This window comes from Flavobacterium sp. (genome assembly GCF_035456085.1).
Taxonomy (GTDB): Bacteria; Bacteroidota; Bacteroidia; order Flavobacteriales; family Flavobacteriaceae; genus Flavobacterium.
On record NZ_DATIDY010000103.1, the window covers coordinates 1 to 14,109 of the forward strand.

A 14,109-nucleotide genomic window follows, 5' to 3' on the forward strand; every position below is an offset into this window, starting at 1 on the left:
AAAACCTTAAGGTGGTTATTGCGGCGGGGCTCACCTCTTCCCATCCCGAACAGAGTAGTTAAGCCCGCCTGCGCAGATGGTACTGCAGTTATGTGGGAGAGTATGTCGCTGCCTTTCTTTTTTAAAAACCCTTCATCAGTATGATGAAGGGTTTTTTATACCAATATTTAATAAAGTATTAGGTACCTTAGCTCAGATGGTAGAGCAATGGACTGAAAATCCATGTGTCCCTGGTTCGATCCCTGGAGGTACCACTTTAATGCTCGGATGGTGAAATTGGTAGACACGCTGGACTTAAAATCCAGTGAACAGCAATGTTCGTGCGGGTTCAAGTCCCGCTCTGAGTACTAAATGAGATAAATAATTTTTGTTATTTATCTCATTTTTTTGTTATTCCTTTTTGGTAATGTGTAAAATGGGATCAATTGCAAAAGTTCGGGATTAAGCAAATAATTTGTTCCCTTTTTTCCATTTGACTTCATCATTTTCAATAACAACAACCATTTTATCTCCGTCTTTAACTTCTCCTGCAATTATTTTTTTTGCTAATGGTCTTCTTAAGTGAGTTCTAATAATGCTTTTTATTGGTCTTGCTCCATATTTAGCATTATATCCGTTTTCTGCTAAATAGAGTTTGACTTCTAGCGGAATTTCTACAGAAATATTAATATTTTTAAGTAAATCCATGAATTCTTTTTTAAGATGAATTTCAAATATTTTTAGGGCATTTTCTTTACTGATAGGGGCAAAAGGTACAATTTCGGTTAATCGTCCTAAAAATTCAGGTCTAAAATAATTTCCCATAATTTCCATCAAAGATGAGGAACTCGGGATTTGACCTTTATTGAATTTTTCTACAATATGGTCTGCTCCAATATTTGAGGTAAAAAGGATGATAGCATTGGAGAAATCGCCTTCTTTTCCTAAGCGGTCATGTAATTTTCCTTCGTCCATTATTTGAAGAAATACATCGTATACAGAAGCATGAGCTTTTTCTATTTCATCAAATAATACAATAGAATAAGGTTTTTGTCTTATTTTATTAACCAATAAACCACCTTCTTCATAGCCAACGTATCCTGGAGGAGCTCCATAAAGTAAAGCTGCCGAATGTTCTTCTTTAAATTCAGACATATCAAATCGGATAATTGCATTTTCATCCTGAAAGAGAAATTCGGCTAGACTTTTTGCCAATTCCGTTTTTCCAGTTCCTGTGGGTCCTAAAAAAAAGAATGATGCAATTGGTTGACCGGCTTTGCTCAATCCTGATCTAGATTCTAAAATAGAACCTGCCACAGAAGTGATACAATGGTTCTGTCCAATAACTCTTTTGTTTAAAACTTCCTCAATATTATTGAGTTTTTGTTTTTCATCTTCCTTTAGCATTCCAACGGGAATTCCTGTTTTCTTAGCAATAATTAGTGATAAGTCAATAGGTTCAATATGTACACGTTTGTCTAATGCCTTTTGTTCGAGAGAATTAATTAAACTTTCAATATAATTGATAATGGATTGGGAAGTTTCAAAAGAGTTTCTTTGATTTTCTTCTTCTATGATCATCAAAAAAGAAGTTTTATTGATTAAATCAATTAGAAACCAATTGCATTCTTTTAGTAATAGTTCTTCGGATAAATTCGTTTCGTTTTTCTTTAAAAGATTCAATTTATCGAGAATAGATTTTTTTTCTTTTAAAAAAGTCTCACCTGAGGTTTTCAATACCGACATGGTATGATCGATAAGGTTAATGGCTGATTCAGGTAAGCTTTTTTCTTTTAAATATCTTCTTGACAATCTGATGGATTCAGAGATTGTTTCATCATCAATTTGTATTTTATGATGTTCCTGATAGGTTTTGATAGACTCTCTAATCATTCTGAATAAAGTCTGATCATCTGATTCTTCCATTTTTACAATTTCGAACATGCCTGATAACCCTTGCTCTTTTTCAATTCGCTTGGTATATTGGTCAATAGTGGAAGTGGCAATAATATTTAAACCTTTTGCCAATTCCCCTTTTAGAATATTTGAAACTCCGGAATCACCACCATTTTTATCCAATAAAGTGTGAATTTCTTCTATTATAAGAATAGCTTTTGGATAGTGTTTTAGCTCCTGAATACAATTTTTTAGCCGGTCTTCGATTTCGCCTTTGTAGGATGCCCCGGCAATCAAACTTGATAAATCAAGTTCAAAAAGCTGCACTTTACTTAATGCGTCTGGAACCTGATTTGCAATTACATTTTGAACAAATGTGTCAATTAATATGGATTTACCTATTCCATGATCACCAATCAGTAATACGTTTGGCTTTGAAAATCGGCAAAGTATTTCCTTTATTGTATTTAATTCGGTCTCTCTACCAATTGCAATAACTCTTTTATTCTTTTTTTCGAGATTTTTATAAATACAGTATTTGCCTAAAAAGCCTTTTTTTATTTCTTGCTTAGTACCACTATCATTGTGAGGAATAACTATTTGATCATCCAATAATTCATTTCGGGAAATAGGATAAGTTTTCATCTGATCAAAATTAAAGCCGACTCCCGGTGAACTTAGAGCTACCATAACTGCATAAACACTAATTTCATCTTCATTCAAAGCTACTCTTACCGATTCGGCTTCTTTGATAATATCATCGATCAAATCGCTAGGTTCGGCATCAAGGACATGAGTAGTTTTTGGTTCTTCCTCCATTCGGACTTCAGCCCATTCGTCAAGATAATAAACGTCTTTCCCCATCATTTCCAGTTGTTTTAAAAGAGACAAATCCCTGTTTAAAATGGCTTTGAGTAAATGTGACGCAGAGTAATATTTATTCGAATTGGTTTTGGCAATTTTTTTGGCAATTTCAAGAGCACTCAATAATTCTGTGCTGAAAACGTTTTTTTCTTTCATGACTTATTAATCTTTAGTCCAGATCAAGTATTTTTTAATTTTATAACTGATGTTTACACCTTTAATACAATTGTTTTGTTTGTCTTTTTTAAGGCGTATCGATTCTATTTTTATTTTTTTTCCTTTAATGGAAGCACATAATTCAGAGAAAGTCAATAAATCAGAATCATTTTTTACAATCGGAATATCCAAGTCATCGCATAAATATTCTGCAAAGTCATCTTTTACTTTGCTTCCTTCGGCCACTTTGGTCAATAAAACCTCAAATTGATCTTCGGATAATTTAGGAACCTTTTTAATTGCAATTGTACTGTCTTTGACAGTTTTTGTTTTTGGGGCCACCGGAACATATTGTAGCATTTCTTCCAGCGGATCTTTTTTTACTGATCCTCTTGGCAATTCAAAGGCTTCCGCTTTTTTCTCATATACATAGGAGGTGACATCTAATGGATTAACCTTTTTTATAACTTTTGGATGTACATAAATTACCTTTTTAGCTACTCGGCTAAAATCTCCATTTATAACCAGTGTAATTGTTTTTTCACCAGAAGTAGAAAAATTATAAACCGGATCAGGTGATGTTTCATCAATACTTTTGTTTTCTCCAAAAGCCCATTCCCAAGTTTTGGCATCTTCTGAAACCGATTTGAAATAGGCGGGTTGTCCTACGGTGATAATTTTTGGGACAATAATTTTAGGAGTACCTAATCTATCAGCAACATTTTTATCTTTTATGCTGATTTCTTTTGTGTGTCCGCAATCACTATTTATTGTTAAGGTGACATAATATTTACCAGGATTTTTATAGACATGAAAAGTATGTTTTCTTATATCAATTTCAGACCCATCACCAAAATCCCATTTCCAAGACTTTGCGTTTGGAGTTTTGTCATAAAATTCTATTGACTCATCCGTTTGAGAATAATCTGTGAAAACATAAAATTCAGCATCATCACAATCAACATGATTAAACAACTGTATTGCAAAAATTATCACCCCAATTAATAATAAAATAGCAAAGAAAAGAACAACCCTGATATCAATATTCGTTTTATTCATATAATGTATTTAATGTTTAAATAAAGTCAGATATTTCTATTATAAATAAAACAAAAGTAATTTTATTTATTTTAAAAATATTAAAATTATTACAAAAATATTACAAAAATAATTTTTATTCTTACAAAAATATTTATTACGTTTGTAGCAAACAATGGATAGTGTAAATAAATTCTGCATCGTTAATGTAAGTAATTCATTGTTTATTGTAACTGCGAGTAGTGAAAAATGACATTTATTTATTTAAAAAAGAATAGAGGTATTTAAATATTATGAGAAAGGTAGGCTTATTAATATTGATTTTGTTTTTGTGTATTAATTCCAATGCACAAAATTATATTGCTCAAATACCTTTTAAATATGATTATTCTTTAGAATTGTTAAAAAAACAATCCCATATAAAAGAAAAAGGATTGGATAATAAAATAATAGTTAATGATAATTCGGAAAATTTAGCAGACGATATTTTGGTATTAAAAGAAAAATATTCGATTATTCTTGCGGTAATGCCTAATAAAATTACAAACTACAAATTATATTCGTATATCGATCCATGGATAAATACGCCCTACAAAGAAAAAAGCTTTTCTAAAAAAGGAATTGATTGTTCTTATTTTCTGCAATCGCTCTATAGTGATGTCTATAAAGTTACGCTACCAAAAGACCCCGTGGGAATGTGGAAATCTAAATCTATTCAAATTTTCACAGGAAGAACTTTTCTTATTGAAGGTGATTTAGTTTTTTTTAGATATGATAAAGACCACCCAATATCAGATGTAGGATTGTATTTGCATAACGATAGAATTTTGGCTTGTACCAATAAAGGTTTGGCGATATATAATTTCAATGACGAATATTTTCAGTTGCGTTATATAGGCGCTGGACGAATTAATGAAGATGCAAAGAAATAATAAAAATAGTCTTGAAGAGCTTACATACGAAATAGAAAATATTTCTTATGACATAAGAGCCGAAGTTATTGCCAATGAACTCTTGGAGAGTAAAAATGTTCAGCAAGATGAAATTATGATTTCTAATCATGGACAATTCTCAAGAGCTTATAGAAGTGATATTTTGGCAGCTACAATTCAAGATGATAATTATAACAGACAAGAATTTATAAATATACAATTATCAAGAGATAGCATTTATGATGCGCTTCCTGAAGGTATTGTTCACAGTTTGAGTGAAAATAATGCCGATAAATCAGTAAAGCAGATGATTCGCGAGCATAAGCACCAGAAAAAGCAGGAAGCCGAGGCCCGTGATTTTTTTGCTCCATTTGAGAATGAGATTTTTCATTATCGAACAAAAATAGAAAGTGTTGAAAGGGATTTTTTTTATAAGCTAAACGAGAGTAAACCATTAGAATTCTTCTATGATTTTTGGGGATTACCACCTATTTTTCCAACAGTATTGGTTTCTAAATTCATTAAGCTTTTGCCATACGCTTATAAAATAGTTGGAGATATAGATTTGGCTTGTCGTTGCTTGTCTAATATTATAGAGGAAAAAGTGAGATATGCAACAACAACTTCTAAAGAATATAGTGAAGAAAACGAACAGATTAAGTTGGGTGAAAACAGATTGGGAGTTGATTTCATTAGCGGAAAAAATTATATGGACTATTCCCTGAATTTAACCTTAAAGATTGGCCCAATAACCAATAAGCCGTTTGGCGATTACATAAACAATGGTGAAATACAGCTATTTATTGACAGTTTTTGCGAACACTTTTTCCCGATGGAAGTAGAAGTAAAGATTGTTTTATTAATGAACGCAGAAACCGAAGAATTTAATTTTAATAAACAACCTGTGTTAGGGTATACAACACGAATTTAAAAATGGTAAAAAAACATTTAACAGCCCTTATTGATGTTAGGCTTATCGTATTTTTAGTTGTGATTATCGCTCTCAGTGTCATTCTTACAATGGTATTTAGCGATAAGATAAAAGAATTTGCAGTAAAGTTTAAAAGAAAATTTTACATCTATCTTTTTTCTTTTGTTCTTCTTTATGCTTTAGTTGGCTTTTTGGGATATAATAAATTGTTCACTGAGTTATCGGATGAGTTTCTTTTTTATCAAATAGCATCACTGTTATTCGGAATCCTAAATGTTTACTTATATAGATGGTACTTCAACGAGTTTAATCTAAAAGGTGTTGTAGGTATCGAATTATTGTTTTCATTATTGGTTACACTTTACTCAAGTGTTTTATTTGTAATTATTTATACCGCTTTAAACGGAATTGTACTGACTTTTTTGATTTGCTCTCATTTTTTGGTATTTATAGTACCAACAGGTGTTTATGCAGTTTTTAATTATATGATGCAGATACCTCCTAAAGAATATGTTACGTGGAAAATACCAGAAAGAAAAAATCCTTTTCCTGAAATTGAGAATGTTGAAATGAAGGATTTACTGCTTATAACTTTATTAATTCAAAAAAAACCTGACAGTACTGAATATACTTCTATTAGGTCAAAAGGCCCTGTTCGAATTGATTTTGGAGCATTGTTCTATCATACAGTTTCAGGATATAATGAACACAATGCAGAAAGTAAAATTGAATTAAAACACAATGGTGAAAACTGTAATTGGGTTTTCTTTTTACAGCCTAAATGGTATCAAACAGCTAAATATGTTGACGCCAAATATACTTTGGGTATGAACGGTATTACCGAAAATTCGATAATTATTTGTAAAAGACAGAAAAAAGAAGAAATCAAATTGAACAAAAAGGATAAGAGTAATGATGATTTTATGTTCGAACTAAAATCTGAAAATAAAGAAAAACAACTAGAATTAAGTAATTAATATCTATTAATTCTAAAATAGTTTAGGTAGAATGAAGTATAGAGTAGAGTCTAAAGAAGCGATTTACGACAAGCACCGTACTTACAGGATAAGAAAGGGAGATACTCTGGAAAGTGTAGCTCGTGAACTTGGTGCAGACTCTCGTGAACTCAGAAGATATCACAATATATATTGCGAAATTCCTGATTTGATTGAAGCTGATTTTAAAAGTTATTTAGAATTTTTGATTCTAGCTCCAGAAAATAATGATGGTAATACAAATGAAGAAATAAAGAAAAAGCTAACGAAAGTCATCTTAGGAAATAATTATAGATTGCCTTTTTTACCAGAAAGACTTAATGAAAATTATAAAGTACAATACACAACGACAGTTGGAGATGAAATTGATATTATAGAAATGAAAGTGAGTGTAAAATGGCTTGCAACGGATAGAAATAAATATCATCTGTTCGAAATTAATAGAGCAGATATTTACATAAATAACAATGATCCCAAATCAACGATTAAAGGATAAATTCCTCTCAAAAAAAGGGTTTAGCGCGCACCATTGTTACTATTTAACCAGAAAAATTTTACAACAAATACTAAAGAAAAACATTTTTTGAAGCATTGCTTTAAAGGCAACAGGGAAAATAGAAAGGAAATCAATAAATGCCATTTTAATAAAAACGATATAAAAAATTATGATAGAAAAATTAAGTCATTTTCCCGTTAACTGGATCGATGGGATGAAGATAAACAAGAATCATTTTTTAGCAATGCAGGATAATGTTTCTGAATTGGTAAATGATGCAATTGGGATCCATACCACGCCTTTGAGTTACGGATTATTAGATTCCAGAAATCAAAATAAAGAGTCTACAAAGATTACTTTAGGCATTGATAACCATAGATTACTGCGTGTTCGAGTAGAAGAATGTCACGCAATTACTCCAAATGGTTCGAGAATTGAAATCAGTAAAAGCAATACAGATACAATAGATCTTCAGGTTCCTTATCCTGAAGAAACCTATGAAATAAAAGATGGAGAACAGTTGGAATTATTGGCCTGTATATCGGTTAATTCTAAAAAGAGGATTCCATTTGGAGAACCTGATCCGGATGAAGTTCCTCCAAGATATCCATATACACTTCCTGAATACAATCTTCATTTAATTAAAGCAGAAGAATTCCGTTCAGGAATAGGATACGGAGGTTTTTATCTGGCAATTGGGAAAGTTCTGGTAGGTGATACAACCGTTTTGGATGAAGATTACATCCCGTCTTCAGTTACCGTTGCTTGTCATCCAAAATTAGTCGATATGCACGCGCAAATCGCACGTTCTTTTGGGCAAATTGAAATTTATTCGGTACAAATTTCTCAAAAAATCAACCGAATTCAGCAAACAGGATTGTTGGCTCAGACAGTAATGGAATTAGCAGATAATACAGGATATTATTTAGGAAGTACGCTGACGCAGTTTCGTTGGTTTGCATTGCATCAACATCCGGCAATGATGTTGAGTACAGTAGTGTCTTTTGCAAGAGTGATGAAAAATTTTATCGATTCAAAATCAGGTGCAGGGAAAGAAGAATTACTTAATTATTTTGCTGAATGGTGTGGTATTTCTCAAGGAGATCTCGAAATATTGTTCACATCACTAATCAATGCCGGCTATGACCATGTACATATTGATAAAACAGCAACTCTAACAATGAAAGCATTGTCCAGAATAGAAAGGTTGTTCGAAACACTCAACAAACTCGATTATATAGGCAAGAAAAAAGAAAGTATCGAATTATTTGTAGCCGAAACAGATAAAAAAGACATTATTCATAACCCGAAAAGACACGGTTTCTTTATAAAAGATTAAAAAAATAAAATAGTAAAATAAATTATGGAAGTATTAAACAAACAGGAACGCCAGAAAGCTTTTGTCGCTTTTTTAATTGCCTTTATTCTGACTTTTTCCGTTATGCTAATTGCAGTTTCATTCAATTTTTATATGCCGGTTGCAGAAAATAAAATGCTAAAAGCAGAAAATGAAATGATGAAAAGAGAATATGATTATCAAACTAATTTTTCGGTAAAAATCGATAGTATAAGAATGACAATTGATTCTATCAATTCACCTAAAGTTGATAATGATTTTCAGCAACGTCTGGCCAATGTCATGATAGCCAACATGTATCAAAAAATTCCGAAAGACACCACCGAAAATAAAAAGCTATACAACAATGTGATTTTGGCTTATAAAAATATCATTGATTATAAAAAACAAATCAGAAGCCTTACCCATAACTCGCATTTAATTGACAGTTTGAACCAGTCGGCCAAAACGTACAAAGAAGAATTGGAAAAAGTAAGTAGAGATTTAGATGTCTGTCGTCAGATTTATCAAAATCAATAAATAGAAATCAGAGTAAAAACTTAATAAACAACCATTTAAAAAATTAAAATTATGTTATCAAACTATGGAATTGGAGGTAATGAAGTAAAATTAGACGCCGACGAAGCGATTAGCGCAATCCCTCAAAACAGAACACTAGTTGCTCAAAAATTAACTGTTGATGCTCCTGTAAAACCTGAATTGGTTGAAGGGATTACAAGTGTAGAAAAGACCTTTGAACATTTCAAGCCTCAAGTAAAAGTAAATTTTGAAACTGCTGATGGAGCTACAAAAACTGAAGCTTTAAGCTTTAAGAATTTAGGAGATTTTGGCGTTAAAGGAATCACGTCACAAAGCAGTTTTTTATCTGATTTAGAAACAGAAAAAGATCAATATCAAAAAATTATCCGTCAGTTGAAATCCAATAAAATATTGAAAGCGGCTCTGGAAGATGGCGAAGCTAAACAAGCTTTATTGGAAAGTCTTGATGCGCTAATTAATGAGTTAAAAGAGAATAAATAAGAAACTAAAAAGATAATAAATGTCAACTAAAGAAGCATATAAAGAGAACGGTGTAGATACAGCAGTATTAGAACGTAAAGTAACAGGAACTTCAATTGAGAAGAATGTTGAAAAACTCGCTAAATATGGTGGGTTTGAATTATTTGAAATGGCAATTGAAGGAGTTCAGAATCTTAATCCGGATAGAAAAGCAAGAAGAAAAATTTTCCTTGGAGAAGTTAATAAAGCTAAAGAGAGAGAAACTCTTAAGAAAACTTTAGAGTTATGGGCATCAGTTTTAAGTAGCAATGAAGCTTTGACTGACATGGTAGCACAAAGTGAAGATAAATGCAAAGAATCTGAGGCATTGCTGAAAAAGAATTTAGCTAAAGCTGTTGAAGAAACTAGAGAAATTGAAGCTGCTTACAGAACAATTGCTTTGTTTTTTAAGAACACTGAAACAGATAAAGTCAAAAATGTTACCATCGTAAATGCTGATATTGAGCAATTGAAAGATCTAGACAATACTCGTTTTATTGATGCAATTCACTCGGAATTAGTAGATAATTACGATCGTTTAGATCTTAAAAACAATTACGGAATTTTGGTAATTCCGGGTTATTTAGGTTCTAATAAAGTAATTGAAAAATGGGCAAAAATAGCACATGAAAATAAAGTGATGTTGGTTACCGATTTCGAACATCTTGATGAACCGGATGATGTAATGGAAATGTTTGATGCTGCTTCTTTGACAGGTGGAGATGTATATCGTTCAAATGTAATCATGACTTGTAATTGGTTGGTAGGCCGCGGAAGATTTGATCAAATTGGGGAAACTGAAGATTTACACATCGCTCCATCAGCAGCACTTGCGGGGAAAATTTATAAAACTTTGATGTCTCAAGTTACCGCCGGTAAAAAATTTGGAGGAATCAATGAGGTTGACGGTGTTAAATTCGATCTTAAGAAAAGTGAAATCGCCAATCTTGAAAATTTAGGATTGGTTCCAATGGTAAACGAGTATGGAAAAGTAATGGCATTTTCTGCAAAAACATTATTTAGCGGAGACAATTTAGGACTGCAAACCTATTCAGTGGTTCGTGTTTTTGATTATGTGACAAAGGTACTAATGGATTTCCTTAACCGTCGCGCTTTCGAAAATTTTACGGCAAAAACACGTAAAGAGATCATGAACCAAATCGTTAGTTTCCTTGATGGTATTACAGGTCCAGACAAATTGATTGAGAATTTTGAAATTCGCAGATTCGAACAGGATCCAATTCAGAAAGACAGAATTTATATGGATATCCACATGAAACCTTATTTTCCCGCTAAAAACTTCCTTATCAAAATGGATGGACATAAAGGAGATGATGGAACAGAATGGGATACCGATTACGAGCAAAAATAATTGCATCTTAAATTTAAAAGGGAGCACATATTAAAAATGTGTTTCCTTTTTTAAACAAAACATTGATCTTTTGAATGGTAAACCCAATTAATTCAAATTCATGAAAGCACTTAAAATTTCACTTTTAATCGTATTATTTTCAATTACAAATTCGATAAAAGCCCAAAAAATAAATCCGATTGACACCCTTAATTGCCCCATTTCTCAAAATGATTTATTGCTTTCAGGAAAGTTATTTGCTAGCGCGGCACCAATTTTACTCCGTGTATATAATGAAGACAACGAATATGCCGTTTTTCAGTTAGGTAAAAGAAGAAACAGTATTTATTTATATTTTAAAATTTTTACTGATAATGTTTGTGTGAAACAGGAACAGCCGTTGGAACTTTATTTTAAAAATGGAGATATGTACCTGTTAAAAAATACATACAAAGTAAATTGTGATGGCACAGCAGCTTTAGAACTCACAAGAAAAGATATTAAAAAACTGAAGGCAAATTCAATTAATACCATAAAGTTTTTTACCCTAAAAAAAGATTATGAATTCAGTCCAAGTGAAGAAGACAATCAGAATATAAAATTTTATCTGCATTGTCTAAAACTCTATAAAGTCAAGAAAAAAAGATAGAAAATAGGTCTGAAAAAACAAGCTTGAAATTAGCTTTACCATTAAAATTTTAAAAAACACCAATTATGCCATTTCCGGAATTAAATCTTTCATTAGGACTTACAGAGAATGATGGTTCTGTTTTTTATGCAGGAAACGGAGAAGGAAAAACCATCGTCAGAACTGATTCAGTTTTAAACACCCATACTATAAGCATAGTGATTTCTGAACAGCAAACGGGGTCTGTGTATTTAAAAACGCATTTTAAAGGCGTAGAAATTCCAGCAGAAGTTGAAGTTCCGACTTATCAGATGATTGTTTCGGATGATAAATCCAATGAAAAAGAAATCTACCAGGTAACACGTGACACTTTTTTTTATAAAGAACAAACTGCCAAAAAAGGTTTGTGGAGTTTTTTGGGCTTAAAATTTTTAGCTCCAAAGAATTTTCTTTTTGAGAATATTCCTTTTGAGCCTTTAAAAGAAGAAATAGAAACATTTAATATTTCAAAGTATAGAAGATTAAGCCACGAAAAACTCACCTATACTTTTGAAAAAGAGCAGCAGAAAATACAGCTTTTTGCAGGTGATATAAATACGCTTATAGTTGAAAAGGGAACGAGTTATTTTGTTATTGTAGATAAAAATAAAGGACAAAGATTTATAGGTGATATTTTATATCGAGAAAAGCTTTTGAAATTGACGCCAATAGTAAGGTTGCATATAATCAAGCGAAAGCAGGTTTCAAAAGCAATCGAAACAAATAAACAGGGACTAATTGACAGGTTGATTTATATTTAAAATACAAATGCAATGAAAGGAGCTTTTTACAAACTACCTATTGATTTTAATGGCATTATTCAAAAAAAGGAATTAGAAAAAACCTCAATTGAACACTCGATAGCCCAACAAATTATACTGTTAGCAACTACAACATTTGGAGAATGCAAATTTGATGAGACTTTCGGTTCGAGGATTTGGGAAATTGATTTTGATCTTTTGATGAATGAAAATACACTAAAGGAAATCATTTCTAAAACAATGAAACAATCACTGCTTTTTCATGAAAAAAGAATAAAAATAAATGAGCTAATGGTAGAACTATCCGAGACAATGTATGTAGTTGATGATGTAAATAGAGCCAAAAAGAAGGTTGACATCATAATTGAGGCGACAATCAAAAGCACCAATAGGAATTTTGATTTTAGAGGCTACTTTTTTGTTGGACCATTATCATACAAATAAATTTTCTATTGCAATAATGTAAGAATTACCTTTTTTTTATTTGATAAATCGATATTTTAATATTATAAATAAATTTTTACAAAAAAATATTTTTAAATAAGATTTTATTTATATATTTACATTATAAATAAATAAATTAATAATTAAAATTTTACATTATGTCGTTTTTAACATCATTGTCAGTAGCCGGAAAGGATTACAAAGTATTAAACGTAAGTTATGATTTAGCTCAGGAAACAGATGCTTCAGGGCGTCCATCTACGGTAACACGTGGAGGTAGAATCATGATTGAGGTTGAATCAACAGGAAGCACAGAATTGTTCGAATGGATGACTAATAATTTCGAAAGAAAAGACGGGTCAGTAAAATTCATCAAACGTGATTCTAACGCTACTTTGAAAGAATTGAAGTTTACAGAAGCTTACATGGTTAAGTACAAAGAGAACTTTGATCATAACAGTGAGAATCCTTTAACGGAGACTTTTATGATTTCTGCTCGCAAGATTTCGATGGGTGGAGGAGAATTTGATAATGCTTGGGTATAATCAATTTGACTTCATTAATCTTAAATGAGTTTTAAACTATTAAAGGAAGTCTATTAATTGGACTTCCTTTTTGTTTAATTTTAAAAATTCCTTAAATCAAATAAAAGCAGTATCCTTCGAAATACTACTTTTTAACTTATAAAAATAAATCTACAAATGAGTTTTTTATCCAAATTACATATAGATGGCGAAGAATATAATGTTCTTGAGTTTAACATAAGCTTCAAACAGGGAATTGATACTACAAGCAAGCCTACAGGAAATGCAAAAGGAGGTGTCATAAAAATGGTAATTGAAGCCAGTCAAAACAGCAATTTTTTATCGTGGATGTTAAATAGTGATTTGACTAAAGATGGTAAAATTGTTTTTTATAGAAGAGATGCTTTAAGTAAAATGAAAGAACTTAAGTTTACTAAAGCATTTTGTGTTGGTTATGATGAACAATTTACAAGTACTACCGAAGTTCCAATGAAAATAACAATGGAGTTGGTAGCTAAAGAATTGACTTTTGGAGATGCTAAGTTCTCTAATAATTGGATTGCTTTAGATTAATTGTAAGGACTAACTAAAAAACAGACATTATCATGGCACATTTTTCAGAACAAGTACAGATAACCATTGGGAGTTTTACTCAAAATGTTGTTTATTATGATTTGAAG

General features: G+C 31.4%; 15 protein-coding genes, 2 tRNA genes and 1 rRNA gene. 16 read left to right on the forward strand and 2 right to left on the reverse strand.

The annotated features are described in order from the left end of the window. The first annotated feature begins 7 nt into the window (after positions 1-7). The 3 genes from rrf to VLC96_RS07885 all read left to right on the forward strand — a co-directional run bounded on the left by rrf (position 8) and on the right by VLC96_RS07885 (position 347). Positions 8-117, forward strand: a 5S ribosomal RNA gene (gene rrf, locus VLC96_RS07875). A gap of 64 nt (positions 118-181) precedes the next feature. Further along, positions 182-254: transfer RNA gene (locus VLC96_RS07880), tRNA-Phe, on the forward strand. A gap of 7 nt (positions 255-261) precedes the next feature. Further along, positions 262-347, forward strand: a tRNA-Leu gene (locus VLC96_RS07885). 94 nt (positions 348-441) lie between these two features. Here the strand turns inward: VLC96_RS07885 and VLC96_RS07890 are convergent. Both VLC96_RS07890 and VLC96_RS07895 read right to left on the reverse strand, forming a co-directional pair. After that, on the reverse strand, positions 442-2,895 hold the full coding sequence (locus VLC96_RS07890) for an ATP-dependent Clp protease ATP-binding subunit (RefSeq protein WP_325261922.1): 2,454 nt from the start codon (positions 2,893-2,895) through the stop codon (positions 442-444). A gap of 6 nt (positions 2,896-2,901) precedes the next feature. Further along, entirely contained in the window at positions 2,902-3,954 is a 1,053-nt protein-coding gene (locus tag VLC96_RS07895; protein WP_325261924.1) for a PKD domain-containing protein, read from the reverse strand. A 272-nt stretch (positions 3,955-4,226) separates the two neighbouring features. On the opposite strand from VLC96_RS07895, the gene VLC96_RS07900 reads away from it, so the two are divergent. The 13 genes from VLC96_RS07900 (at position 4,227) to tssD (VLC96_RS07960) (ending at position 14,002) form a co-directional block, all read left to right on the forward strand. Then, complete coding sequence (locus VLC96_RS07900) at positions 4,227-4,865, forward strand: C40 family peptidase (RefSeq protein WP_325261925.1); 639 nt, start codon at positions 4,227-4,229, stop codon at positions 4,863-4,865. Next, positions 4,852-5,796, forward strand: coding sequence for a type VI secretion system baseplate subunit TssG (locus VLC96_RS07905; protein ID WP_325261927.1), 945 nt, complete (start codon positions 4,852-4,854; stop codon positions 5,794-5,796). The genes VLC96_RS07900 and VLC96_RS07905 overlap by 14 nt, the downstream gene beginning before the upstream one ends. Positions 5,797-5,798: 2 nt before the next feature. After that, positions 5,799-6,773, forward strand: coding sequence for a TssN family type VI secretion system protein (locus VLC96_RS07910; RefSeq protein ID WP_325261929.1), 975 nt, complete (start codon positions 5,799-5,801; stop codon positions 6,771-6,773). Positions 6,774-6,804: 31 nt separating this feature from the next. After that, positions 6,805-7,287: a hypothetical protein gene (locus tag VLC96_RS07915; RefSeq protein ID WP_325261931.1), complete on the forward strand. Its 483-nt coding sequence runs from the start codon at positions 6,805-6,807 to the stop codon at positions 7,285-7,287. A 169-nt stretch (positions 7,288-7,456) separates the two neighbouring features. Further along, a complete protein-coding gene (locus VLC96_RS07920; protein WP_325261933.1) occupies positions 7,457-8,626 on the forward strand; it encodes a hypothetical protein in 1,170 nt (389 codons plus the stop codon). Between the two features lie 24 nt (positions 8,627-8,650). Next, a complete protein-coding gene (tssO, locus tag VLC96_RS07925) occupies positions 8,651-9,163 on the forward strand; it encodes a type VI secretion system TssO (RefSeq protein WP_325261935.1) in 513 nt (170 codons plus the stop codon). 51 nt (positions 9,164-9,214) lie between these two features. Then, positions 9,215-9,664 (forward strand): hypothetical protein, encoded by a 450-nt coding sequence (locus tag VLC96_RS07930; RefSeq protein WP_325261936.1) that lies wholly within the window; start codon positions 9,215-9,217, stop codon positions 9,662-9,664. A 19-nt stretch (positions 9,665-9,683) separates the two neighbouring features. Beyond that, positions 9,684-11,054 carry a DUF5458 family protein gene (locus tag VLC96_RS07935; protein ID WP_325261937.1) on the forward strand — a complete coding sequence of 457 codons (1,371 nt, stop codon included), beginning with the start codon at positions 9,684-9,686 and terminating at the stop codon, positions 11,052-11,054. 100 nt (positions 11,055-11,154) lie between these two features. Next, entirely contained in the window at positions 11,155-11,682 is a 528-nt protein-coding gene (locus VLC96_RS07940) for a hypothetical protein (RefSeq protein WP_325261938.1), read from the forward strand. A 65-nt stretch (positions 11,683-11,747) separates the two neighbouring features. Further along, the gene (locus VLC96_RS07945) at positions 11,748-12,461 is read left to right on the forward strand and encodes a hypothetical protein (protein WP_325261939.1); all 714 of its coding nucleotides are present in this window, start codon (positions 11,748-11,750) and stop codon (positions 12,459-12,461) included. Between the two features lie 12 nt (positions 12,462-12,473). Continuing rightward, a complete protein-coding gene (locus tag VLC96_RS07950; protein ID WP_325261940.1) occupies positions 12,474-12,905 on the forward strand; it encodes a GPW/gp25 family protein in 432 nt (143 codons plus the stop codon). Between the two features lie 158 nt (positions 12,906-13,063). After that, positions 13,064-13,450 (forward strand): type VI secretion system tube protein TssD, encoded by a 387-nt coding sequence (tssD, locus tag VLC96_RS07955; protein WP_100844623.1) that lies wholly within the window; start codon positions 13,064-13,066, stop codon positions 13,448-13,450. A 156-nt stretch (positions 13,451-13,606) separates the two neighbouring features. Then, the gene (gene tssD, locus VLC96_RS07960; RefSeq protein ID WP_325261944.1) at positions 13,607-14,002 is read left to right on the forward strand and encodes a type VI secretion system tube protein TssD; all 396 of its coding nucleotides are present in this window, start codon (positions 13,607-13,609) and stop codon (positions 14,000-14,002) included. The last annotated feature ends 107 nt before the right edge of the window (positions 14,003-14,109 follow it).